This is a genomic window from Cytobacillus sp. ABV4_503, from assembly GCF_056158445.1.
Map to the genome: position 1 here is coordinate 3720654 of NZ_JBSWTH010000001.1, position 24454 is coordinate 3745107.

General features: G+C 43.0%; 26 protein-coding genes and 1 other annotated feature. Of the genes, 2 read left to right on the forward strand and 24 right to left on the reverse strand.

Annotation, left to right across the window (positions count from 1 at the left end):
- Positions 1–37: 37 nt before the first annotated feature.
- The 13 genes from tgt to nadB form a co-directional block, all read right to left on the reverse strand.
- Complete coding sequence (gene tgt, locus ACXAD1_RS18785; protein ID WP_206838907.1) at positions 38–1177, reverse strand: tRNA guanosine(34) transglycosylase Tgt; 1140 nt, start codon at positions 1175–1177, stop codon at positions 38–40.
- Positions 1178–1268: 91 nt separating this feature from the next.
- Positions 1269–2297, reverse strand: a complete 1029-nt coding sequence (gene queA, locus ACXAD1_RS18790) for a tRNA preQ1(34) S-adenosylmethionine ribosyltransferase-isomerase QueA (protein WP_206838908.1) — start codon at positions 2295–2297, stop codon at positions 1269–1271.
- Positions 2298–2324: 27 nt separating this feature from the next.
- Positions 2325–2531, reverse strand: coding sequence for a DUF2905 domain-containing protein (locus ACXAD1_RS18795; RefSeq protein WP_206838910.1), 207 nt, complete (start codon positions 2529–2531; stop codon positions 2325–2327).
- Entirely contained in the window at positions 2528–3529 is a 1002-nt protein-coding gene (gene ruvB / locus ACXAD1_RS18800) for a Holliday junction branch migration DNA helicase RuvB (RefSeq protein ID WP_474910749.1), read from the reverse strand. Before ruvB ends, ACXAD1_RS18795 begins: the two co-directional genes overlap by 4 nt.
- Positions 3530–3581: 52 nt before the next feature.
- On the reverse strand, positions 3582–4193 hold the full coding sequence (gene ruvA, locus ACXAD1_RS18805; RefSeq protein ID WP_474910750.1) for a Holliday junction branch migration protein RuvA: 612 nt from the start codon (positions 4191–4193) through the stop codon (positions 3582–3584).
- 149 nt (positions 4194–4342) lie between these two features.
- Positions 4343–4906 carry a tyrosine-type recombinase/integrase gene (locus ACXAD1_RS18810; RefSeq protein ID WP_206838915.1) on the reverse strand — a complete coding sequence of 188 codons (564 nt, stop codon included), beginning with the start codon at positions 4904–4906 and terminating at the stop codon, positions 4343–4345.
- 137 nt (positions 4907–5043) lie between these two features.
- On the reverse strand, positions 5044–5592 hold the full coding sequence (locus tag ACXAD1_RS18815) for an intercompartmental signaling factor BofC (protein ID WP_206838916.1): 549 nt from the start codon (positions 5590–5592) through the stop codon (positions 5044–5046).
- A gap of 163 nt (positions 5593–5755) precedes the next feature.
- Entirely contained in the window at positions 5756–6499 is a 744-nt protein-coding gene (locus tag ACXAD1_RS18820) for a YhcN/YlaJ family sporulation lipoprotein (protein ID WP_206838917.1), read from the reverse strand.
- A gap of 111 nt (positions 6500–6610) precedes the next feature.
- On the reverse strand, positions 6611–7633 hold the full coding sequence (locus ACXAD1_RS18825) for a phosphotransferase (protein WP_244671132.1): 1023 nt from the start codon (positions 7631–7633) through the stop codon (positions 6611–6613).
- A complete protein-coding gene (gene safA, locus ACXAD1_RS18830) occupies positions 7587–9554 on the reverse strand; it encodes a SafA/ExsA family spore coat assembly protein (protein ID WP_474910751.1) in 1968 nt (655 codons plus the stop codon). Before safA ends, ACXAD1_RS18825 begins: the two co-directional genes overlap by 47 nt.
- Before the next feature lie 370 nt (positions 9555–9924).
- The gene (nadA, locus tag ACXAD1_RS18835; RefSeq protein WP_474910752.1) at positions 9925–11031 is read right to left on the reverse strand and encodes a quinolinate synthase NadA; all 1107 of its coding nucleotides are present in this window, start codon (positions 11029–11031) and stop codon (positions 9925–9927) included.
- A 23-nt stretch (positions 11032–11054) separates the two neighbouring features.
- On the reverse strand, positions 11055–11891 hold the full coding sequence (nadC, locus tag ACXAD1_RS18840; RefSeq protein WP_474910753.1) for a carboxylating nicotinate-nucleotide diphosphorylase: 837 nt from the start codon (positions 11889–11891) through the stop codon (positions 11055–11057).
- Positions 11860–13440 (reverse strand): L-aspartate oxidase, encoded by a 1581-nt coding sequence (gene nadB, locus ACXAD1_RS18845; protein WP_474910754.1) that lies wholly within the window; start codon positions 13438–13440, stop codon positions 11860–11862. Before nadB ends, nadC begins: the two co-directional genes overlap by 32 nt.
- 142 nt (positions 13441–13582) lie before the next feature.
- Here nadB and ACXAD1_RS18850 point away from each other — a divergent pair, with 142 nt between their 5' ends.
- Positions 13583–14725 carry an IscS subfamily cysteine desulfurase gene (locus ACXAD1_RS18850; protein ID WP_474910755.1) on the forward strand — a complete coding sequence of 381 codons (1143 nt, stop codon included), beginning with the start codon at positions 13583–13585 and terminating at the stop codon, positions 14723–14725.
- Between the two features lie 65 nt (positions 14726–14790).
- On the forward strand, positions 14791–15333 hold the full coding sequence (locus ACXAD1_RS18855; protein ID WP_474910756.1) for a 3H domain-containing protein: 543 nt from the start codon (positions 14791–14793) through the stop codon (positions 15331–15333).
- Between the two features lie 69 nt (positions 15334–15402).
- On the opposite strand, the gene pheA is transcribed toward ACXAD1_RS18855, so the two are convergent.
- From pheA to minD, 11 genes are all read right to left on the reverse strand, one after another.
- Positions 15403–16281, reverse strand: coding sequence for a prephenate dehydratase (gene pheA / locus ACXAD1_RS18860; protein ID WP_206838925.1), 879 nt, complete (start codon positions 16279–16281; stop codon positions 15403–15405).
- Between the two features lie 132 nt (positions 16282–16413).
- Positions 16414–16869, reverse strand: coding sequence for an ACT domain-containing protein (locus ACXAD1_RS18865; protein WP_053434259.1), 456 nt, complete (start codon positions 16867–16869; stop codon positions 16414–16416).
- A 25-nt stretch (positions 16870–16894) separates the two neighbouring features.
- Positions 16895–18187 (reverse strand): GTPase ObgE, encoded by a 1293-nt coding sequence (obgE, locus tag ACXAD1_RS18870; protein ID WP_474910757.1) that lies wholly within the window; start codon positions 18185–18187, stop codon positions 16895–16897.
- Positions 18188–18328: 141 nt separating this feature from the next.
- Positions 18329–18880 (reverse strand): Spo0B C-terminal domain-containing protein, encoded by a 552-nt coding sequence (locus ACXAD1_RS18875; RefSeq protein ID WP_474910758.1) that lies wholly within the window; start codon positions 18878–18880, stop codon positions 18329–18331.
- Between the two features lie 239 nt (positions 18881–19119).
- The gene (gene rpmA, locus ACXAD1_RS18880) at positions 19120–19413 is read right to left on the reverse strand and encodes a 50S ribosomal protein L27 (RefSeq protein ID WP_009333115.1); all 294 of its coding nucleotides are present in this window, start codon (positions 19411–19413) and stop codon (positions 19120–19122) included.
- Positions 19414–19755 carry a ribosomal-processing cysteine protease Prp gene (locus ACXAD1_RS18885; RefSeq protein WP_474910759.1) on the reverse strand — a complete coding sequence of 114 codons (342 nt, stop codon included), beginning with the start codon at positions 19753–19755 and terminating at the stop codon, positions 19414–19416.
- 13 nt (positions 19756–19768) lie between these two features.
- Positions 19769–20077, reverse strand: coding sequence for a 50S ribosomal protein L21 (gene rplU / locus ACXAD1_RS18890; protein ID WP_035331309.1), 309 nt, complete (start codon positions 20075–20077; stop codon positions 19769–19771).
- A gap of 13 nt (positions 20078–20090) precedes the next feature.
- Positions 20091–20170, reverse strand: a sequence feature (ribosomal protein L21 leader region).
- A gap of 198 nt (positions 20171–20368) precedes the next feature.
- Entirely contained in the window at positions 20369–21817 is a 1449-nt protein-coding gene (locus ACXAD1_RS18895; protein WP_474911333.1) for an Rne/Rng family ribonuclease, read from the reverse strand.
- A gap of 60 nt (positions 21818–21877) precedes the next feature.
- Entirely contained in the window at positions 21878–22744 is an 867-nt protein-coding gene (locus ACXAD1_RS18900; RefSeq protein ID WP_474910760.1) for a M50 family metallopeptidase, read from the reverse strand.
- On the reverse strand, positions 22737–23513 hold the full coding sequence (locus tag ACXAD1_RS18905; RefSeq protein ID WP_206838930.1) for a M23 family metallopeptidase: 777 nt from the start codon (positions 23511–23513) through the stop codon (positions 22737–22739). The genes ACXAD1_RS18900 and ACXAD1_RS18905 overlap by 8 nt, the downstream gene beginning before the upstream one ends.
- A gap of 137 nt (positions 23514–23650) precedes the next feature.
- Positions 23651–24454 carry a septum site-determining protein MinD gene (gene minD / locus ACXAD1_RS18910; RefSeq protein WP_206838931.1) on the reverse strand — a complete coding sequence of 268 codons (804 nt, stop codon included), beginning with the start codon at positions 24452–24454 and terminating at the stop codon, positions 23651–23653.

Here is a 24454-nt window from a genome sequence, read left to right on the forward strand (position 1 = left end):
AGGAAGAGCTGCTCCTTAAATGAACTCTCTTTTTTTATTAAAAGTTCTTCGCGTTAGGCTTATTGAATCCATACCTTTCGAAAAACTCTTCTCTAAAGTCACCCAAACGATCATCTCTGATCGCCTGTCTTACCTGTTCCATTAATTTTAGCAGAAAATATAGATTATGGTAAGTTGTAAGCCTGATTCCAAATGTTTCGTCACAGCGGATCAAATGCCTGATGTAAGCACGGCTGTAATTTCGGCATGTATAGCAATCGCAATTCTCATCAATAGGGCCAAAATCTCTTGCAAATTTTGCATTCTTAACAACCAGTCGGCCATTACTTGTCATCAATGTACCGTTTCTGGCAATCCTTGTAGGAAGAACACAGTCAAACATATCAATCCCTCTGATTGAACCATCAATCAGAGAATCCGGAGATCCTACTCCCATAAGGTATCTTGGCTTATCAGACGGCATAAGCGGTGTTGTGAATTCAAGCACACGGTTCATTACATCTTTAGGCTCGCCCACAGATAAACCGCCAACAGCATACCCTGGGAAATCAAGAGAAGTTAAGTCTCTCGCGCTTTGTTTGCGCAGCTCCTCATATTCTCCGCCCTGTATAATTCCGAAGAGTCCCTGATCATTCGGGCGTTTGTGTGCTTGTAAGCAGCGCTCAGCCCAGCGGGAAGTCCGCTCTACTGACTTCTTCATATAGTCGAAGGAGGCTGGATAAGGAGGGCATTCATCAAATGCCATCATAATATCTGAACCAAGCGAATTTTGAATATCCATTGCTTTTTCAGGTGATAAAAATAGCTTGTCGCCATTTAAGTGATTTCTGAAATGAACGCCTTCTTCTTCAATCTTACGGAATTCACTAAGGCTGAACACTTGAAACCCGCCGGAATCTGTCAAAATGGCCCGATCCCAATTCATAAACTTATGCAGCCCGCCTGCTTCTTCCACGATTTCATGACCCGGTCGAAGCCACAGGTGATAAGTATTGCTCAGAATTATGCCAGCTCCCATTTCCACTAATTCTTCCGGAGACATGGTTTTTACTGTAGCGAGTGTTCCCACGGGCATGAACACAGGGGTTTCAAAAGATCCATGCGGCGTATGGACCCGTCCCAGACGGGCACCAGTTTGCTTACATGTTTTAATTAATTCATAACGAATTGCAGTCAAGTTTCAGTTCTCCTTCCATTTAAAGCGCAGAGCGCCCGCTTATCGGCGCTCGGAGCTAGACAGTTATCGAAGTTCAGAGATAACCTATTTATTAAATAATGAGCATAGCATCTCCAAAGCTGAAGAATCGATAACGTTCCTCCACCGCCTGATTATAGGCATTCAGAACGTTCTCACGGCCTGCCAGTGCACTTACAAGCATAATCAAGGTCGATTTAGGCAGATGAAAATTCGTAATCATGCCATCAATCGCTTTAAATTCATAGCCTGGATAAATGAAAATATCTGTCCAGCCGCTTGCTTCCTCAAATCGGCCATTATGCATGGAAGCAATGGTTTCTAAAGTTCTCGTGGATGTAGTCCCCACACTGATAATTCTTCCTCCCTGCTCACGCACTTCATTCAATAGCCGTGCAGTTCCTTCTGTTACCTGGTAAAATTCAGCGTGCATTTCATGCTTATTCAAATCCTCCACACTCACCGGCCTGAAAGTTCCCAGACCAACGTGCAGAGTAATAAAAGCAATATGCACACCCATTTCCTTAATCTCTTCAAGGAGCTGTTCAGTAAAATGAAGGCCTGCTGTTGGAGCTGCAGCAGAACCGCGCTCCCGGGCAAATACAGTCTGATAACGGTCACGATCATCTAGCTGCTCCTTAATATAAGGAGGCAATGGCATTTCTCCCAATTGCTCCAGCACCTCATAGAATATCCCGTCATACTTAAACTCCAGTACCCTGCCGCCATGATCTGAAACTCCAGTGCAAACAGCAGTCAAATTGCCGTTTCCAAACGTTATCTCTGTCCCTTCTTTCACTCTCTTGGCTGGCTTGACCAGCGTTTCCCATACATCCCCTTCAAGCTGTTTGAGAAGAAGCACCTCTATTTTCGCACCAGTGCCTGTTTTTTCTCCAAACAGCCTGGCAGGAAGGACCTTTGTGTCGTTCAGCACAAGACAATCTCCAGCTTTGAGATTATTCTTAATATCTTTAAAAACACTATGCTGAATATTTCCGGTTTTTTTATCGAGGACCATTAGCCTGCTGCTTGTCCGATCAGCCAAAGGCGTTTGTGCAATTAATTCCTCAGGCAAATGAAAATCAAACCAATCTACTTTCATGATGTCACCCTCTGTTATTCATATAGACTACCGGAACCTGCCAATAAAATAAAAGATGGCAGAAAGGATAACACTGATCAAAATCGATGTAACGACTGGAAAATAAAATGTCGTATTGCCTTTCTTGATCACTATATCCCCCGGCAGCTTGCCAATATTAATAAACTGGCTTATAAATCCGATGGCAAAAATGATGGCACCAATGACCATCAGCCACTTTGATATGCCGCTCAATCAGCAGGCACCTCCATCTGAAAATGGCGGTACACCAGGTCCGTTACAATTCTTCCTCTTGGTGTCCGCTGAAGAAACCCAATCTGCAATAAATATGGTTCATAAACATCTTCAATCGTGTGCGCTTCTTCTCCAATGGTTGCTGCAATTGTTTCAAGGCCAACAGGTCCGCCGCGGAATTTTTCTATAATCCCTCTTAATAATTTATGGTCAATATGGTCAAGGCCTAAACGGTCAATCTGCAAAAGCTCCAAAGCTTCCCTGGCCAGCGTTTCATCAATCCGGCCATCTGCTTTGACCTGGGCAAAATCCCGGACTCTCCGGAGGAGCCTGTTTGCAATTCTAGGCGTGCCTCTTGACCTTCTGGCCACCTCAATAGCGGCTTGTATATCTATACCTGTATCAAGAACCTCAGCTGTGCGGACAACAATATCCGTCAGCTGCTCTTCTGAGTAGTATTCAAGTCTGCTGAGAACTCCAAAACGGTCCCTTAACGGAGCCGATAACGACCCTGCCCTTGTAGTCGCGCCAACCAGTGTAAAAGGCGGCAAATCCAGTCTGACTGATCTGGCACTTGGCCCTTTTCCGATTACAATATCCAGACAAAAGTCCTCCATTGCCGGATAAAGAACTTCTTCAATCGAACGCGGCAAGCGATGAATTTCATCAATAAACAGGACATCACCCGGTTCCAAAGCCGTCAGGATCGCCGCCAAATCACCAGGCCTTTCAATGGCGGGGCCTGCAGTGGTTCTGATATTTACGCCCATTTCATTGGCAATAATGGCAGCCAGTGTAGTTTTCCCCAATCCAGGCGGTCCATATAGAAGGACATGATCTAAGGTCTCCTCGCGTATTCTCGCAGCTTTGATAAAGATCTCGAGGTTCTCCTTTACTTTATCCTGTCCAATATACTGCTTTAGTGTCTGCGGGCGTAGACTCTGTTCGAATGAAAGATCCTGAAGACCGGCTTCACCGGATATTATCCGCTCTTCCATACATAATCACCTTCTTAATATCAGCTTAAATGAATCGGACTCTTCCAATAAATTATAGTTTTAAAAGCTTTTGCAGAGCCTTCTTTATGTATTGGTCCGTTGTAAGCTTTTCCTTCTTCAGTTCCGGCGTAATCTTTTTCAGTTCCTTATCTGAGTATCCCAGCGCTTTTAATGCAAGCAAAGCTTCTTCCAGGTCCCCCGCAGGCCCGCTTTCATCCTGAAGTTTATCCGGTGAAAACAGATTAGGGAAAAAGTCAGGTACAATATCCGGCAGCTTCCCTTTAAGATCAAGAATCATTTGTCTCGCTGTTTTCTTTCCGACTCCAGGAAACTTAACGAGGAATGCTTCATCTTCATTTTCAATCGCCTGCACCACCTGTTCCGGTTCACCCGAAGCAAGAATTGCAAGAGCTCCCTTCGGCCCAATGCCGGTAACATTCAGCAGCTTGGTAAACAGAGTCTTCTCCTCCCGAGTCTGAAAGCCGTACAATGCCATAATATCTTCCCGTACATAATGATACGTGAATATCCTGACCTCCTGCCCGAACTCCGGGGTATAGCTAAATGGATTTGGCGTTAATATCTGATAGCCAATACCATTGTTTTCAATAACCACATATTCCGGTCCGATAAAATCCAGCTTGCCTCTTACAAATTCAAACAATGCCTTTCTCTCCTCTGATTTAACTGTACCTCATTGTACCATATTATATTTAGGCACGAAGAATAAAACGCTGAAGGAGGCGGGGACAGCTGCGGCTGAAGTCTGCACGATGCAGTACGCCCTAAATCAGCCAATCCCTTTAACTCATTCTATAAATTAACGTCCACTTTTATCAATTGCTTCCCGCCTTTTTCAATGCCAAGATAGCGCAGGGTTTCAGCGGAAGAGTGATGATTATAAATGGACATAATGATTGAAATGGCAATTCCTTTTCTATATGCATGATAGCCAAATGTTTTTCGAAGTGTATGTGTTCCAATTTTCCCGGGAATTCCAGCTTCCTTTGCAGCATTATTAATGATTCGATAGGCCTGCTGGCGGGTAATGGGCTGGTTATTCTTTTTGGATTTGAAAATATAATCACATTCGGAGAAATCATGCTGAGAAAAATATTTTTTCAGTTCTTTTTTCACGCTGTTATTTAAATAAAATGCATTATTTTCATTGCTGTTGAGATCGTTCAAATAAATAAACTCTCTTATCTCCTTCCCATCCCAAACATCACTAATTTTCAGAGATAGCAAATCACTTACCCTTATGCCTGTATTTATGCCTAATACAAAAAGCAAAAGATCCCGCTGTGACTGCTGTCTTAATATCTCTTTAATTTTATTTATGCTTTTGATGTCCTTGATAGGATCAACATATTCCACAAGATTCCCTCCTGCAACTAATGTTACATAAGTATAAGCTATCAAAAAATAAGTAACATTACAAATGATTATTTGGAGTTCATTAAAAATAGAAACATGCAAGAGAATTCGATTCCCTTGCATGCTTCACAGCTAATTCAATTCGCTTGCTTTTCACCGGCAGTATAGCTTTTAAATGTCTCCAGAACTTCCACATATCGATCTTTTGTTACAATAGGGATTCCTTTTTTTAATTCTTCACATTTTGTGCTTTCTAATTTCCCTAAATCGATTTGAAAGAAAGACTGAATGATATTTGTTTTTTGCGGCCTTCCATTGAAAATGGTTAATGTGCCGTCCTCAGTTACACCGAAGTACCCATTTGCTTTTAATAATGGCGATATATCATCCATTTTCATGCGGAACACCATATAATCTATATCCATATCAACAAGCTGCCATTGCTCATATTTAGACCAGAAATCTTCAAGGGTCCATATGGTTTCCTCTATCGTTTCCTGGCTCACTTCCCCATCCATATATTCTCTCTCCAAAATGACTTCCATCTTAAGCGGACCTTCAATGTGTTTTTCTGCTGCCTCAGCATATATAGAAGTATCCATAGATAAAAAGTTGAATGCATCTGTCTGGAAGAAGGGATAAAAGGAAGCAGCTACTATTAATAGCAAGCCCCATATGGTTCTCATGATCGATCACCTCGATTAAATAGTAACTTCTGCACCATCCGCCTGAGCCTGTAATCCCAGATCTTTATAAGTAGTGTCACCAATATTTTCATGTTTATCCTGAAATAATTTAATTATGTAAAAAGGGGCAAAGCCCAGCAGCTTTGCCCTCTTTGCTAATTCTTTATTTTTCCCTGCGGAACAAACTTTTTAAATCCCAATCAATTTGCTCCCGCGGTCCGCCATCCCGAAGATTGTTATCAATGTTTCTTAAACGGCTAAACGTTCCTTCGTCTGTTACCACCGTGGCAGATCTCCCGCGCAAATATGGCTGAACAGCTTCATGAATCGCTTTTTTCGTCTGTTCTTCCTTATCATAATCATCTAAATCTACAGCAATCAAAACATCGCTTCCATAAGTAACAGACCTGACATCTTCAACGTTTGGAACTGAAGCTGCAACGTCGCCAATTTTTTCAGCAAGCTCACCCTCATAAGCCTGATAATAAGAATTTTTGGCTTGTCGTGTATTGTCATCGAGATGCCCATGATAATTTGCATCGCTATGGCTAAAACGATTATCTCTCCGGATAAAGCTGCGATCCCTGTCAGCAAGAGGAACAGTAGGGTTTCCTGTATTTTCATTTCTGACTCTTCTTGCATTATTGTCCATTCGGTTGTAGCCGTTATTTTTTCCCTCTCCGCCCAGAGTATGATCCATCATTTCTGTCAGAGGCCCATCATTATCTGTACCATCTTCGACCCGGACATTTCCACCGCGGTTTCCGTGATTTTCATTTGAATAATACCCCATAGGCTGACCAATTTCATTCTTACGATCAACAGATGCATCTTCATTCGTTCCGCATCCTGCCAATCCCATCGTCATGATGGCAGCCATCGGCACTGCAATTAATTTCTTGTGCAAGCGAAAAACCCCCTCGCTAATATTACAAGCCCTGAGCATTTCTGCTCTTTCTTAGCTTGTGAGCGAAAGAAGGCTTTCATTCTGTCCATTTACGTCCAATTTTTTTGTGCATTATTTGTTTTTCTCATTGGCAGCATATTTAAGAGCTTTAATAAAACGCTGTCTCTCAGCAAACTGTCCTACAGTTAAATCCAAAACAGGACGAATCTTTACAGAATCAAGATATGTCCTATCCCTTATTACACGGTTCCATTCCCTGAATATATCAGTTGGAAATGCCAATGCATGAAGAAAAGCCTTTTCTTCAAGATTGGATTTGAACATTGGATATTTTCCCAAATCGTCAAATGACCATCTCATTAAAGGGAGGATGCGATTTGCATACTGAAGGTAATCGGAATAAGGAGTGCCTATTGCTATCAGGTCAAAATCAAGTAAATATAAAGATTGATTTTTTGCTCTGAGAAAATTATGATGTGCTACATCACCGTGCAGAATAACCTTCCTACCGGATTGAAAAAACCAGGCTTCCTCTTCAATGCCTTTTAAGGACCAATCTGCCCAGGCTAATAATTCATTAATAATTTCTTTTTGGACAAAATATCTTATTACAGGGAGATTATTAAGGAATAGGGTCGCTCTTTCTCTCCACTTGTCTGCCTGCCGATATGCAGGCACAACTGTTTGGTAACGGCTTACAAGCTTCTCTGTAGTATCGTGGAAATTCTTCAGCAAATTCAGTCCTTCCAAACGGTCACTCTTCAAAAAATAGGTGAACACTTCTTCCGAAGGCGGAATGTACTCCATACACCCAAAATATGTCCGGTCAAAAAACAAAGGAGGTTCTTTCGCAACCTCATAAAAAATATATGTTTTTGCAAATCCTTCATTCATTAATGATGATGTAAATGCCTCCTGAAGCTTTAGCCGATGATAGGATGAGAATCCTTTCAATATAAAGGCCCGTTCCTGCGTCCTCAGTAAATAAACCTTCTTTCTGATCGGCTTTAACTCTTCAATTTTAAAGGGCAGCTGATCTTGCAAATAGGAGAAGAGACGATTTTGAACTAAATCGTCTCCTCCATGATTAACCGTCGTATTCACTGCTTTCGTCAAAGCTTCTTGGCATTCCAAATGCCTCTCCGCCCATTGGGCCAAAACCTGGACCGAATCCTGGTCCTGGGCCATAGCCGAATCCCGGACCATATGCCTGCCCTGGACCGTGTCCTGGTCCCGGACCGTAGCCTCCCGGAGCAAATTGCGGTCCTCCACATCCGCAATCATTGGAAGCACCCATTACTGAACCAGGCATTAATGGCTTTTGAGACATCCCTGGAGATTCCTCCATTCCCTGCACCTGCGGCATCTGATGCGGCATTTGCATTCCCATGTCTTCCGCACCCATTACACCTGATGGCATTTGATGCGGCATCATCGCTCCTTGCACTTGATGTGGCATCTGATGCGGCATTTGCATTCCCATATCCTCTGCACCCATCACTCCGGATGGCATTTGATGCGGCATCTGCGGCATCATCGCTCCTTGCACTTGATGTGGCATCTGATGCGGCATTTGCATTCCCATATCTTCTGCACCCATCACTCCGGATGGCATTTGATGCGGCATCTGAGGCATCATTGCTCCCTGTACCTGTGGCATTTGATGCGGCATCTGAGGCATCATTGCTCCCTGTACCTGTGGCATCTGATGCGGCATCTGCGGCATCATTGCTCCCTGTACCTGTGGCATCTGATGTGGCATCTGATGCGGCATCTGAGGCATCATTGCTCCCTGTACCTGTGGCATCTGATGCGGCATCTGCGGCATCATTGCCCCTTGCACTTGATGCGGCATCTGCTGTCCCATATCTTCGGCCCCCATCACACCTGACGGCATTTGAGCCATTGGCATGAAAGGCGAAGATTCATCATAATCCGGACTTTCAACTCCAGCCATCATACCCATATGAGGCATTTGATGCTCCGGCATCATGGCTCCCTGTACCTGCGGCATCTGGTGCGGCATTTGCGGCATCATCGCCCCCTGAACCTGGTGTGGCATCTGATGCGGCATCTGCGGCATCATCGCTCCCTGTACCTGGTGTGGCATTTGGTGCGGCATCTGCGGCATCATCGCTCCCTGTACCTGATGTGGCATCTGGTGTGGCATTTGCGGCATCATCGCTCCCTGTACCTGGTGTGGCATCTGGTGCGGCATCTGCGGCATCATCGCTCCCTGTACTTGAGGATAAGGCATTTGCGGGTAACATGGGTTAAAAGGAAACATTGGCTGATATTGACCTCCTTGATGTGTATATAAAGATGATTCGCTTTCCGGCGATTCAGGGCTTTCTTGATTCGAAGCCGGCTTAACCTGCGGAAGGATATTGACTGGTTTAGGCGGGAGCTGGGGCTGTGGCTTAGATTCTGATATAGGCAGTGGTTTTTGCTGTGGTTTTGTTTCTGCAGGCTTCACTGGTTTTTCCTTCGCTTTTACCTCTTTTGCCGGAAGCGGCTTTTGCTGCTGCGGTTTAACCTCTTTTGCTGGAAGTGGCTTTTGCTGCGGAGCCGGCTGCTGAATATTCATCATATAATAATTATTTATATCAATTTCAGGCATAATAGGCTTTGGCATTTTTGGCGTATAAGGTTTTTTGGGAACTTCTTTTGGTGCAGGTTTTGGCATTTCTTTCGGGATTTCAACTTTTGGCGCCGTTACTTTTGGCATTTCCTTTTTCGGTGCTTCTTTTACCGGCTTCCCCTTAGGTGCTTCAGCTGATGGCATGGTAATAGGTTTCTCTTTGGCAAAAGGTTGTTCTGCTTTTGGCATTTCCTTTTTGGCACCCAAATTTATTTTTGCTTCCGGTTTTCCTCCAATAGGAGCCTCTTTTTTTATTGAGCCCCCGCTTGCAGGAACTTTTATTTTCATACCGGGCATAATCATATCAGGGTTGCTGAGCTGTGTATTCATCTTTTTCAGCTCTTCAAAATTCACGCCGTACTTTTTGGCAATCTTCCAAAGAGTATCCCCTTTCTGTACGATATGGATTTTCACTCTGAATTCCCTCCTATGCGTAAGGTGATACTTCCATCAGTGATGGCTAGTAGAACCAATCGGGCATTTACGGGCATTTCATCCATTTATTTGAAAGGTGCAGATTAGTGCCCGTTAATCGCGATGAGTCCATATAGTGTATGAAGAAATGGGCAAATTGCTAACAATCTACACAAAAAGATATGCATTTTTCCCAGGAATTATGAATCAGCGTTTCTTCTAATCCTAGTAACAGCAAAGGTCAGCAAGGCAATAAAAAAATCCTCCCGGCGGGGAGAATTTTTTTATTAGCCTAAGTTCACTCTGACTGTTTCTGAATACTGCGCGTAATTTCCGCTGATTTAGAGACCGGCAAACCTTATGCAGACGCTCATGGACGTTCGAGCATCCTATTTAATGCCAATTTAGCAAATGCTGCTGTTTGTTCTTCAACCTGAATTAAATTTTGGCTTTCGCCCTGCTCGATTGCTTCAAGACACCAAACAAGGTGCGGTAAATCGATCCGGTTCATGGTCAGGCAAGGACACATATGAGGGTTAAGTGAGATGATTTTTTTATCTGAATGCTGGTTGATAATCCTTTTAACCAAATTCATCTCTGTACCAATCGCCCATTCAGACCCAGGTTCTGAATGGGCGATTGCATCTATAATATAATTGGTTGACCCGGCCATATCGGATAGTTCCACGACTTCCCTTCTGCATTCCGGATGGACAATAACCTTCATTTCCGGATATTGTTCGCGAACTTCTTTGATGTTTTCAACAGTAAAGTTTTCATGAACAGAACAATGACCTTTCCAAAGAATTACTTTAATTTCCTCAAGCGGCCCTTCATATTCAAGCTGATCCGTAATGGGATTCCATACAGCCATTTCCTCAAGCCTAATTCCCAGGTTATAAGCCGTATTTCTACCAAGATGCTGGTCAGGCAGAAATACAATTCTCGTCTTCTGCTCAAACGCCCAGCTCACCATTTTTTCAGCATTCGAAGAAGTAACTGTTGCTCCTCCATGACGGCCTACAAAAGCCTTGATGGCCGCAGTAGAGTTTACGTATGTTAAAGGAAGCATTGTATCGCCAAACATGGTATGCAGCTTCGTCCAGGCTCTTTCTGTTTGGCTGATATCAGCCATATCGGCCATGGAGCAGCCTGCGCGCATATCAGGCAATAGCACCTTTTGATCAGATCCTGTTAAAATATCTGCCGTTTCAGCCATAAAGTGAACTCCGCAAAACACAATATATTCAGCCTCTGAATTTTCCTGTGAAAGCTGGGCAAGCTTTAGTGAATCACCAGTAGCATCCGCAAACTGGATGACCTCATCCTTCTGATAATGATGACCCGGTATGAACAGCTTATTTCCCAGCTTATCTTTTATTTCTCTTGCTCGATCCTCCAGTTCCTTTACAGTCATCATTCGATATTTTTCCGGAAGAATATTTGTTTGTTTTTCTGCTGTCTGAAAAATATTCATTTCCTCCATACCCCTTTGCCAATTTATTCAATAGTAACCTTCACACTTATATCAAGTGATTTCACAGAATGTGTAAGAAAACCCAGTGAAATAAAGTCCACTCCTGTATCGCTGTATGCTGACAGGTTATCCAGCGTGATTCCGCCGGAAGCTTCAGTCAGGATCCCCTTTGGCACGCTCCTGATCCACTCTTTAATTTCTTCAGGGCTCCTATTGTCAAACATGATTACATCTGCACCTGCCTTAACTGCTTCAAGGACCTGATCTTTTGTTTCCGTTTCGACTTCAACTTTTACCATATGCCCAATTTTTGACCGCACTTCTTCCACAGCTTCCGAAATTGAGCCTGCAAAAGAAATATGGTTATCTTTAATCATGACTGCATCATAGAGGCCATATCGATGATTAAATCCCCCTCCGCATCTGACTGCATATTTTTCAAGCATTCTAAGGCCAGGAGTAGTTTTTCTTGTATCGCAGATTTTCGTATATGAACTATTTAAGACCCGGACAGCCTCATTAGTTTTTGTGGCAATACCGCTCATTCTCTGGAGCAGATTTAAGATCACTCTTTCACCGTTTAATAAATCGGATACAGGACCAGTAGCTGCAGCAAGGACTTGACCTTTCTCAATCCACTCTCCATCCTTTACTTTTATATTGACTTCAGCCGCTGGGTTCAGCACCTTATATCCTGACCTGATTATTTCTTCTCCGCAAAAAATGCCATTGTCTTTTGCCAGGAAAACGACCTTTCCTGTCTGATTCTCACCAAAAATAAGTCCGCTTGTCAGGTCGCGGTCACCGATATCCTCGAGAAAAAACTGTTCAAGTTGCAATCGCAGCTTTAATTTGTTCATGTTTACCATCCTTTTCAGATTTTCGGGATTGAATAATTCTTTTTCCAAGCCATTCATGACTTTCGAAAGGATAATCCTGCCGGAAATGACCACCCCGGCTCTCTGTCCTCCTTAATGCAGAATCTGTTATCAGATAGGCTGTGATAAGCATGAAAGCCCGTGTTACTTCTTCTATTGAAAGGTCATCTAATTCTGCTTTAATCCATTCTTTAATTTTGCAGCCTTTAAGCCAGGCAAGCTGATCTAAAAGCCCTTCTTTTGTTTTGATAATCCCTGCATTTTTCATCATTCTCATTTTAATTTCTTCAATTGAAGGCAAACTTTCTTTGGTTAGACAACTGATTGCCTCGGAAAATATCAGTTCTTTTGCAGGTCTGCTTGACGGCTGTTCATTAAGCCACTCTGCAAGCCTTTTGCCCACATATAAACCTTCCAGAAGAGAATTGCTTGCAAGCCGGTTAGCGCCATGTACACCTGTGCATGCAGCTTCACCAATCGCATACAGGCCTGGAATACTGGTGCGGCCAAATAAATCAGTTTTAATTCCTCCCATTAGAAAGTGGCTTCCGGGCGAGACTGGAATTTTCCCAGTGCTTAAATCTACTCCGTTTTGTTCACAGATTTTTGTTATCGTCGGAAACCTGGATTTAAAGTTTTCAATTGAGGAGATATCCAGGAATACAGCTTTTCCTCCCTCTAGAGAATGAAAAATTGCCTGTGATACAACATGTCTTGGCGCTAAATCTCCCTGTGGATGAAGTCCTGCCATTAATGGTTTCCCGTCTTCCGTAATGAGCCTGCCTCCCTCTCCCCTGACAGCTTCAGAGATTAGCCCCAATGCTTTTCTGTCTTTATAGAGAAGGGTGGGATGAAATTGGATGAACTCCATATCCGCAATCTCCGCACCTGCTCTGTACGCTAAAGCAATGCCATCTCCTGTCACGGTATCGGCATTGGATGTATATTCATATAGCTGGCCGCATCCCCCTGTTGCAAGCACAACATGAGATGAAAAGAATACATGAATTACACCATTGGAATCTTTTCCTTTTACCCCTATACAACTGCCGTCCATGTCATTTATCAGCAGTTCAAACACGAGAACATTTTCCATGATTCGAACGTTTTGGTTTTTCTTTGAGAGCATAAAATCAATGACTGTTTTTCCAGTACTGTCCCCGCCTCCATGAACAATTCTGTTTTCTGAATGAGCTCCTTCCCTGCCTAACGCAATTGCGCCTTCAGAATTCATATCAAACCGGCATCCCTCTTGATTAAGCTCTTTTATCAGGGAGGGTGCTTCACTGGTCAGGGACAGCACTGCATCACAATCATTATGAAACCTTCCTGCTTCGAGTGTATCCATGTAGTGCTTTGATGGGTGATCATTTACTCCCATGGCAGCCGCAATGCCGCCCTGTGCCATATATGAGTTTCCATTTTTTATGGTTGACTTTGTGAGAATAATCACATTCAAGTCCTGTCGCAGCTTCTTTGCCAACTGCAAAGCGGCTACCCCGCTTCCTATAATCAAAACGTCGGCATTCATTATTTTTTACCTCCTGTTTTTACAGGTGTCTTGACACCTATATTTACACAGATTTAGAATTATGACAAGAGGTTTTCATAGTTTAAGAGGAACTTCTGTGCTTTTCGAAGGTTTTATTTAAAAAGAGAGAGCAGGTGAGAACATGAAATATTTCGATTATGCAGCATCATGTCCGCTCGATCCGGAAGCGGCAGATGCCTATATAAAAGCCTCAGCTGAATACTTTGGCAACTCCCGCAGCCTTCATGATACCGGGAGCGCAGCAGAGGGTGTACTTGAAAATTGCCGGAGAGAATTGGCAGTAATTTTAGGAGTTGAGAGTGAAGGAATCTACTTTACCAGCGGAGGTACAGAAAGCAATTTACTCGCAATATTTGCCTTGCTGTCTGGCTCTGAAACATCGGGAAAACATATTATAGCGGGAATGGCTGAACACTCTTCTATTCATAGTGTTTTAGAGAAATTACGCCTTGAAAAAGGCTATGAAATTACTGAAATCCCTTTTGGAGCGGATGGCCGTATTGACCTAAAAAAATTAAGTTCGGCCATCAAGGATGATACCGTCTTAATTACCATACAGCATGGAAATCCCGAAATCGGCACATTGCAGCCTGTCCTTGAGATCAGTCAGCTTTGCAGGCAAAGACAAATATTGCTGCATAGTGATTGTGTCCATACTTTCGGCAAATCAGACTTAAAAGAAATTACCCGCTTTGTTGATAGCCTGTCCTTTTCTGCCCATAAATTTTACGGGCCAAAAGGGGTTGGAGGGGTTTACCTTAAACCCGGCAGGCGGTGGAGCTCCTTCTTACCAGGCGTATCCCATGAAAAAGGTTTCAGGCCAGGCACCGTGAACCTCCCGGGAATTGCAGGAATGACAGTGGCTGCTCAGAAAGCTTATGTAAATTTAAACAGACATAACAGCCATTTCAAAACACTGCGTGAAGCACTGCTGAAGGAGCTTGAGTCTTTACAGGAGAAATTTGTGTTATACGATTTTGCAGAATCTCACCAGCTTCCATCTACATTGGGGCTTCGGCTAAAAGGGGTAGAAGGGCAATATATCATGCTTGAATGCAACAGACACGGCTATGCCGTATCTACAGGAAGCGCATGCAGTACTGGCATGAAAACTGTTTCTAAAACGATGGAGGCCCTGGGGGTTCCAGAAAAAAAAGGCAAGGAATTTATCCGGATTTCCTTCGGGTGGAATACTGCTGTTGAGGATGCAAAGTCACTGGGGGAAAAGCTGGCAGAAATGGCCCGGGAACTCGTACCGCTCTAATCTTTTATCATCTGCCGTTTCTTATGTTAGAATGAGACATTATCGGATTATAAGGGTGAGGAAAAATGAAGGAACAAAAAAAGGTGCTCGGAGAGGAGCGGAGGAACTTTCTGCTTCAGCTTCTTAAAGAAAGCGGACAGCCCATTACAGGGGGCGACCTTGCAGCAAAAACAAATGTAAGCAGACAGGTGATTGTTGGGGATATCACCCTTCTAAAGGCAAGAAAAGAGCCAATCATTGCCACGAGCCAAGGTTATATGTATCTTCATCAGGCTTCTCCTGCAACAGCAGCCGAGCGGGTCATTGCCTGCCATCATGACCCTGCGAGGACTGAAGAAGAATTGAATCTGCTTGTCGATCATGGGGTTACAGTAAAAGATGTAAGAATTGAACATCCTGTTTATGGTGACTTAACTGCTTCGGTTATGGTATCAACCCGTCAGGAAGTCAAGCAATTCATGGATAAAATTAAAGCCACAAAAGCTTCCTTCTTATCAGAACTGACAGATGGCATTCATCTTCATACTCTTTCTGCAGCCTCAGAACGGAAGCTCGATGAAGCTGAGAGATTATTAAAGGAAGCTGGATTTCTTATTGACCAGGAATAGAGTTATTCTTTTTTATTTTCAAATAAGAAAAGGATCCGGATATGTTTTCACCGGATCCTTTTCTTTTTTTTAATCCTGAAGAACTTTGGTATTTTTATTGCGAAGCTGAAAATATGGATAGCTCCCCAAAACTTTAACGCTGCATCCCAATGCTTCCAATTCGGCAACTGCACCGGGGATAAGGACATCATCCTGCTTCATATCAACGTCAATGATAAAGAAATAATTTCCCAACCCTGTTTTCATCGGCCTTGATTCAATCTTAGTCAAATTGAGCTTCCTCCAGGCAAATGCCGAAAGTACTTGATGAAGTGCCCCTGACCGGTCAGCCGGCAGCGTCACCATAACTGTCGTCTTGTGCCCGGCAAACTCTTTGCGGTCTTCATTGATTGACAGCTCTTTATTGGATAAAACTATGAATTTGGTATGGTTAAAATCAAAATCATGGATATCCTCTTTTACGATCGCCAGTCCATACACTTCTGCCGCTAATTCATTAGCTATGGCGCCCGCCCGCAAGTCCGGATTTTCTCTTACATATTGAGCAGCTGCTGCAGTTGAAGTAGTGCTTTCACAAGGGATTCCTTTCAGCTCTTTATGCAGAAATTTATGGCATTGTGCAATAGCATGGGAATGGCTATAGACTGCATCAGTTTTATTCCATTCCTTAACATGATCTGGGTGGACCATAAAATGCTGGCGAATTGGAGCTGTCAGTTCCCCGATAATAGGAAAATCAACTTCGTGGATTAAATAGTCCAATGTAATATTCACTGAGCCTTCCAATGCGTTTTCAAGAGGAACTACCGCCAGCTCTATTTCATTCTCATTTAATGCATCAAAACAAGCAGGTATCGTTGGGTAGGCAACGGCTGTCTCATTCGGGAATAAACTCCTCGCAGCAATATCTGTAAAGGTGGCTTTCGGGCCCAAAAATCCTATCTTCACGGTAATTACCTCCTTTTTCGTCAGACTTATCTTAAATCACTGAAAATTATCTTTATACTTTACTACTTTAACATATGTATGTAATTTACAAAATAAAAAACTAAAAAAGGGCAGGGTACAAAGCGCATTTTCTCACGCACCCGTTCCCAGCACCTCTACTTTTTCTACAAATTCCAATTTTCGAAGCCTTGCCAAGAGCTCCTCAATCTCGATGCCCATTTCAGTTACATTCAGGGAAAGCGTGACATTTGCCCTTCCCTGAAGTGGAATGGTCTGGTGTATGGTTAGGACATTGCACCCCGATGAAGCTACAACGCCCAATAAATGTGATAAAGTCCCTGACCTGTCTTCCAAATGAAAGAATAAAGTGATCAGCCGCTCTTTAACAACAGTATGGAAAGGGAACACAGTGTCTCTATATTTATAAAAGGCACTTCTGCTCAAATCTACTTTTTGGACAGCATCCCAAACCGATTCGGCTTTTCCCCTTTCGATCATTTCCTTCGCATCCAATGTTTTCTTCATCGCTTCAGGCAAAACATCTTCGCGAACCAAATAAAATTTCTTATCGAATCTATCTTTTCTCATTTCTCCACCCCGTCAATCGAGAAGGTTAGTCAATAAACTCGAATTCATAATCAAGCAGCTTAACGGTATCACCGTCTTTTGCTCCTTTTTCACGAAGAGCATCATCCACACCCATTCCGCGCAGCTGTCTGGCAAACCTGCGTACAGATTCATCTCTTGAGAAATCAGTCATCTTAAAGAGCTTCTCAATAGCATCGCCTGATACGACGAACACTCCTGCAGGATCTCTAGTAATGACAAATTCGGTCTGTTCAGCCTCATGCTTGTAAAGAACGCGGTGCACACCAGTGTCTTCTTCTTCTTCATGTGACAGTGGAAATTCAGGTGTTTCTTCAAGCTTATCTGCAACGGCAAATAATAGGTCCCTTAACCCTTTTCTTGTTAAAGCTGATATTGGGAAAATCGGATAATCTTCTTCAATCTGTTCTTTAAATTTCTTAAGATTTTCCTCTGAATCAGGCATGTCCATTTTATTGGCCACAATGACTTGAGGCCTTTCAGTGAGTCGAAGGTTATACTCTTTTAATTCTTTATTGATGGTTAGATAGTCTTCAAAAGGATCCCTGCCTTCAACAGCAGCCATATCGATAACATGAACAATAACTCTTGTTCTCTCAATATGCCGTAAAAATTGATGTCCCAGGCCAACTCCCGAATGGGCACCCTCAATTAATCCAGGCAAGTCTGCCATGACAAAGCTGCGGCCGTCTTCAGTCTCAACCATTCCCAGATTGGGAACAATCGTCGTAAAATGGTATTCCGCAATCTTCGGTCTTGCTGATGATACAACCGACAGGAGCGTGGATTTACCGACGCTTGGGAAACCGACTAAACCAACATCAGCTAAAAGCTTGAGCTCCAGCACAACATCTCTTTCCTGGCCCGGTTCGCCATGTTCGGACAATTCTGGAGCAGGATTAGCCGGTGTGGCAAAGCGGGTATTCCCTCTGCCTCCGCGTCCTCCGCGGGCTATAACAGCTCTTTGCCCGTGCTCCGTCAAATCTGCGATTACTTCCCCTGACTCGGCATCTGATACAACTGTTCCCGGCGGCACCTTTACAATCATGTCTTTCGCATTTCTTCCATGCTGATTCTTAGACATGCCATGCTCACCGCGGGGAGCTTTAAAATGGCGCTGATAACGGAAATCCATTAACGTGCGCAATCCCTCATTCACTTCAAAAACAACATTGGCACCCTTACCGCCATCTCCGCCGGCAGGGCCTCCGTTCGGCACATATTTTTCACGGCGGAAAGCAACCATTCCGTTGCCCCCGTCTCCGCCTTTAACATAAACTTTGACTTGATCGACAAACATATATTATTCCTCCCGTCTGCAGTATGTCCCAATTGTCTGGCATTCAGCCAAATTACCGGCACTGACTGGATCCACTCTTACACTTAAGAAATGCTCCAGCCTGCAGAGTTTCACACTTAGTATTGCTTTTTTCAGCGGAAATCACTCTCTGCCATTAGCAATGAATGGCACAAATAACTCCAGTGCAAGCTCCTCTTCAGCTAAATCCTGAACAGAAGCGATTATGTCATCGTTCTTCTTTTTGAAGAACTGATCTAATTTATCGATATCTGTTAGTATTCCGCTAAAATCAAAAAAGAAACGAGCCCCTTCTTTTTCATGCCTGATGGATACAGATAAATGATTATCATGGTAAGGCTTTACTGATGAATCCAAAATGGCAAAAAAAGAGCCTGTCCACTCAGAAAGGACAAAATCATCCAATCTGCCGGGAATGGTATCATCGAGCACCTCATATTCAAGCTGAAAGTAGTGGTTCTCCCAATTATAAGTCAATAAAAGCGAAGCAAACGCAGGAAGGTTTAAATTAGAAAGTCTTGCTTCCTGCTGTGCTTCCACCACGATTTCATCTATGATTTCCTTAGCCCTGTCTACCTTGTTAAGGGAAAGGTTGCCTTTAATTAATTGTATTTTGTTCAGCCAGTCATGCCGGGCATGACGCAGCACTTCAATCATATTCCAGTCTTTATCCATATTTGCACTCCTGTATGGTTATTAGGCTGTCAGAAGACTGTGCTTGCTGTAAGTATATCAAAAAACATAAGTCCAGTAAGCAAATTTATGTTAAATAAGAAAATATTGCTTATGCGAAGAAGAGCTGCCTGTCTTCTGCAGCTATAAATTCATTAGATAAAATGTGAAGTGCACTGGCGGATTTTTTTGCCAAAAAAAGAAAACCCTAACCTTGTGGGCTAGGGTTTTCTCGAAAAGGCTTACGCCTCTTGAGCTGCAGGATATACGCTCACTTGCTTGCGGTCACGTCCAAGACGCTCGAACTTAACAACACCGTCAACTTTCGCGAATAGTGTGTCATCGCCGCCTTTACCCACGTTTACACCTGGGTAGATCTTAGTACCGCGCTGACGGTATAGGATTGAGCCGCCAGTTACGAATTGTCCGTCCGCACGCTTAGCGCCAAGACGCTTAGAGATTGAGTCACGGCCGTTCTTTGTAGAACCTACTCCCTTTTTAGAAGCGAACAACTGAAGATCTAATTTTAATAGCATTTATTCCACCTCCTGCTTTTTGAAGGTAATCTTTATATACTTTCCGTAGTCTTCTTCAATCGTCTGCAATGAAACAACCATGCCTTCAAGAAGAAGCTGCACTTTCTCATTCATATCATCATCCTGAAGATCAGGAAGGACACAGCGGAGAAAGCCATCACCGTGGCTGATTTCTGGTGTCACGCCGGTTAAGGCATGGACAGCATTAATGGCACCGATGGAAACGGCAGATACGCCTGCACAGACGATATCCTTGCCTCTGTTTGCGAAGAATGCATGACCGCTTATTTCAAACGAATGAATATTTCCGGAATCTTTACGAATAATCGTAACTTCAATCATCTGAATCGCCTGATTAAGCGTTGATTTTTTCAATCACAACTTTAGTATAAGGCTGACGATGACCTTGCTTTTTACGATAGTTTTTCTTTGCTTTGTACTTGAATACAGTGATTTTCTTTTGACGGCCTTGTTTTTCAACTTTAGCTGTAACAGTAGCACCTTCAACTACAGGGCTTCCTACTTTTACGCTGTCTCCGCCAACGAAAAGAACCTTTTCAAAAGTAACTGTTTCGCCTGCTTCAGCGTTAAGCTTTTCGATGTAGATAGCTTGACCTTCTTCTACACGTAATTGCTTACCGCCAGTTTCGATAATCGCGTACATGAACTGCACCTCCTCTTAGACTAAGACTCGCCATCCCAGGCGCCGACACGAAAAGCGGGCTTATGTACCTGTTCTGTGCGGTTGTAGCACGGGTGCGCTACAAACATAACATGAAAATCCTATCATATAATGATTAATCATGTCAATAAGAATTATATGATTCTCTTTGTTTGCACCTAAAATAACTTTTTTGCGTGCCTATACAATTATAATGCTAATGGTTTTATTAGGGAAGTGGGAAATACTGCACTAAAAAAGCAGGCGGGGGCAGTTAACCCAGCCTGCTTTGAACTAACCTAGCTCATTAGCACTGCCAAACTTTCTGATTTCATAAAATGGCTTGCAATTTTCCTTATAGGAAAACATGATCTTTAAGCCAATGCTGCCTTCAATTCGATTTTTATGGGTATTATTTTTCCCTGAGAAGACCGCTGCTGTGTCTTGAGTAGTTTCGATCAGGACAGCTTCATAGTCATTGCCGCGATGTTCCCACAGTTCTCTTTCGAGCTTGAAGGCAATGGTTTCAGCACTCAGCACTCTTCCGGTGCCTTCGCATACTTGACACCTTTCGGTAAGTGATTCTGAAATGGCCGGTTTTGTTTTTTTTCGGGTCATCTGGAGGATTCCAAGCGGGGTGAATCCAACGAGATTAGTGCGTCTTTCATCTTTTTTCAGCGCATTTTCCATGGTGGAGAGGATATGCCTCCGGTCCGATGCTTCTTTCATGTCGATAAAATCGATTAGGATCATGCCGCCAATATCGCGGAGCCTGATCTGTCTTGCAGCTTCTTCTGCCGCCCGCTCGTTCGTTTTTAACACAGTATCCCTTCGGTCCTGATTACCGGTGAACTTTCCGGTATTTACATCGATGACTGTTAAAGCTTCTGTTTCATCAAAAATAAGATAAGCTCCATTTTCAAGCCATACAATTCGTTTCAGCGCTTTATCAATTTCAGCTTCAACATTAAAAACGGAGAAGATATTTTCCTTGCCGGCGTGCAGCCGAATTGGGAGGCTGGTGTGTTTTTGGAGCACACTCTTCAGTGTTAAATCGTCCACTGCGATTTCTCCGTCAGCCATTTTCTTCGCTTCTTCTTTAATTTCCTCAATAAAAGAATCCGCTTCGTACACTTTTCCCGGTTTTTTCTTTGCTTCTGCTGCCCTTAAAAGGTCCCTGTACTCCAGCCTTAGCCTTCCAAGCTCATCTAGGAGGTCAATTTCTTTCTTGTTATCACAGGATGTTCTGAAAATCAGCCCTTCATTCTCTTCTTTAGCACGATAGCCAAATTGGCGCCAATTTTCCCTTGCTTCACTATCCTCAATTTTCTTGGATACAGCAACATAACGGCCATTTGGCATATATATCAGCGAATCTCCTGAAAACTCAATAAGACCTGACAATCTCGGTCCTTTGGTTCCGGCAGCGTCCTTTTCAACTTGAACAAGTATTCTTTCTCCCTGATGGACAAAAGAAGAGATGCTCCGTTTTTCCTTTACTTGCAGTTCTTCAGCAGAACAAACATAGGATGCCAGTTTGTCCCGATGAAGGAATCCGCTTTGATCTTCCCCTATCTCTACAAAAGCTGCATTCAATCCAGGCATTACTTTTGCAACTGTGCCCAAGTAAATATCCCCCACTGATGAACGCTGCTTCGGCTGATCGATAAATAGCTTCTCGACCCTCTTATCTTTTAAAAGCGCAAATCTGCGCTCTCTTGATGCATAATTGACAACTAACATATCCAAAACGATTTCCTCACTTTAAAACATTATTTATTCAGGTTATTAAAAACTTGCTCTTCAGTAAACATAAAGCAAATCGCCAATTTTAGCGGTCAGCACTTTTTCTGCAAAGCACGCATGCAGCAATTCATTTTCATCTAAAGCACCCTTCTCTTTCCCGTCCTTTTCAACTATGATTGGGTGTTTGCACCCTCGCTGAAATCTTTCCAGAACGTCAATAACCAATTCTTCTTCTCTGACAACGATTGGTTTTAATTTCCGGAAGTCGCTGTGTTTCCCGTAGTATCTCTCAAGGAGAAAACGGATAAATATGAATCGGCTCTGCTTCCATTCATGATATAGCGAAAATACCAAAAAAGCGAGGACTACCCATATATTCAGGTTTACTGGGGAAGTCAGCAAAGTTACTATTATGAAACTGATTAGACCCGCAGCCGAAATGAAAAGTGTTTTTCTGTGCGCTTCCGGAAATGCCTGATTAAGAGAAAGCCATAAAAAAACTAGCTTTCCTCCATCCAACGGCCATACAGGGAGCAGATTAAAGATCAGTATCATTAAATTGAACTGAATAAACAGTTGTAATATATCAGCAGACACCCAAGAGAGCTCATAAAATAACAGCGCCGCCCCCATCATCCAAATATGCTGAAGCGGCCCTGCTATAATGACTACTATCTCCTCTTTCAGCGGCCGGTTTCCGTGTTCATCCATTTCCGCTACGCCTCCAAATGGCAAGAGGGCAATCTTTTTTATTCTCCAGGAATAAAGGGATGCTGCAGCGGCATGGCCCATTTCATGAACGAAGATAATCAGGAGCAGCATGCATAATTCCATAAAATGAGCAGTCGCGACAGATAGTCCGATTATGGCCCATAACAAAGGATGAATATGAATATGTTTAATTAATCCTGTTATTTTATTCAAATGGGATCACCTGGATCGGATCTATAAAATCATCATCTTTTTTAATCGCGAAATAAAAAGATCCTTTTTCTCCATCACCGGCGTCACCTGCCGTACCTAAACCGGTTCCTTTTTCAACATATTGATATAAATTCACATTAATTTCAGCCAAATTGCCATACCAGGACTCACTTTTATCACCATGCTGAATAATCACCGTATTTCCGAAACCATCTTTCTTTCCAGCAAACCGCACGAGCCCTTCACTCATTGCTTCAATGGATGCTTCTTTACCTGTTTCGATTGTTATTCTCTGGCCATTATCATTAAAGTCTTCCAGGATTTTTGCAGATGCAGGCAATGCATACTCACTGTTTTCATCAACGTTCTTCTCATCTTTTTGGCCATCTGAAAATGGCAGCAGAGCCAGCGGTTTTCCGAATTGTTCTTCATACCAGCCGGAAACCGCGGCGAATTGAAAATCTTTCTCCATGGCTGCCTTTACAAAATCTCTTGCAGGATCAAATGTCGCAGCCTGATTTTTAAAAAGAATAGCAGCGAATAAAAAAACACATGCAGAAGCAAGCAATTTGAAAAGAAATAGTTCCTTGCGAAATAAGGGGTGATTTCCCTCATCGAGTTTGCTCTCGTATGAAGGCAGCTTATTAAACCCATACCGCTCTTCATCTTCTGTCCAAAGAACAGTTGAGTCTCTCTTTTTTGAGAATCTTTCATTCTCCTTTTTTCTCCGCTCAATTCTCTTGCGTATTTCATCCGCTCTTGAATTCATAATATCCCCACCATTTCTATATAGCTCTATTTGTACAAGTTTATGAGTTGTCCAAATAGAGTATGACTTGAAGTGGGTGTCTGAGATAAAAAAATAAACCGGGGAAGACTCCCCGGCTTTAGTTCTACAAATTTCAATTATTTAACACCAAAAAACTTTTTTAGCTTTGAAAAGACACCTTTATTCTCCTCTTCAAGGGGCTGAAGCGGTACAGCTTCACCAAGTATGCGGCGGGCGATATTACGGTAAGCAACAGAAGCTTTGCTGTTAGGATTTAAAGCAATAGGCTCACCATGATTGGATGCCTTGATCACTTCATCATCATCAGCCACAATTCCAATTAAATCAATCGACAAATGTGCGGTTATTTCATCGACATCGAGCATGTCGCCATTTTTCATCATATGGCTTCTAATTCTATTTATTATCAGTTTTGGAGCCTCTACATTTTCCTCTTTTTCAAGCAAGCCGATAATCCGGTCAGCATCACGTACGGCTGAAACTTCAGGAGTGGTAACAACAATTGCTTTATCTGCACCGGCAACAGCATTTTTGTACCCCTGCTCAATTCCGGCAGGGCAATCTATGACAATATAGTCATAATCCTGCTTTAATTCATCGACCAGTTTTTTCATCTGTTCTGGTGTAACAGCCGTCTTGTCACTTGTTTGAGCAGCGGGAAGCAAATACAGCAAATCCTCAAACCGCTTATCTTTAACCACAGCCTGATGAATTTTGCACCGGCCTTCAACTACATCGACCAGATCATAAATAATGCGATTTTCCAGTCCCATCACCACATCAAGATTTCGAAGGCCAATGTCTGTATCCACCAGGCACACTCTTTTCCCCTGAAGGGCCAAAGCAGTACCTACATTTGCGGATGTAGTCGTTTTTCCGACCCCGCCTTTTCCGGACGTAATGACAATCGCTTCTCCCAT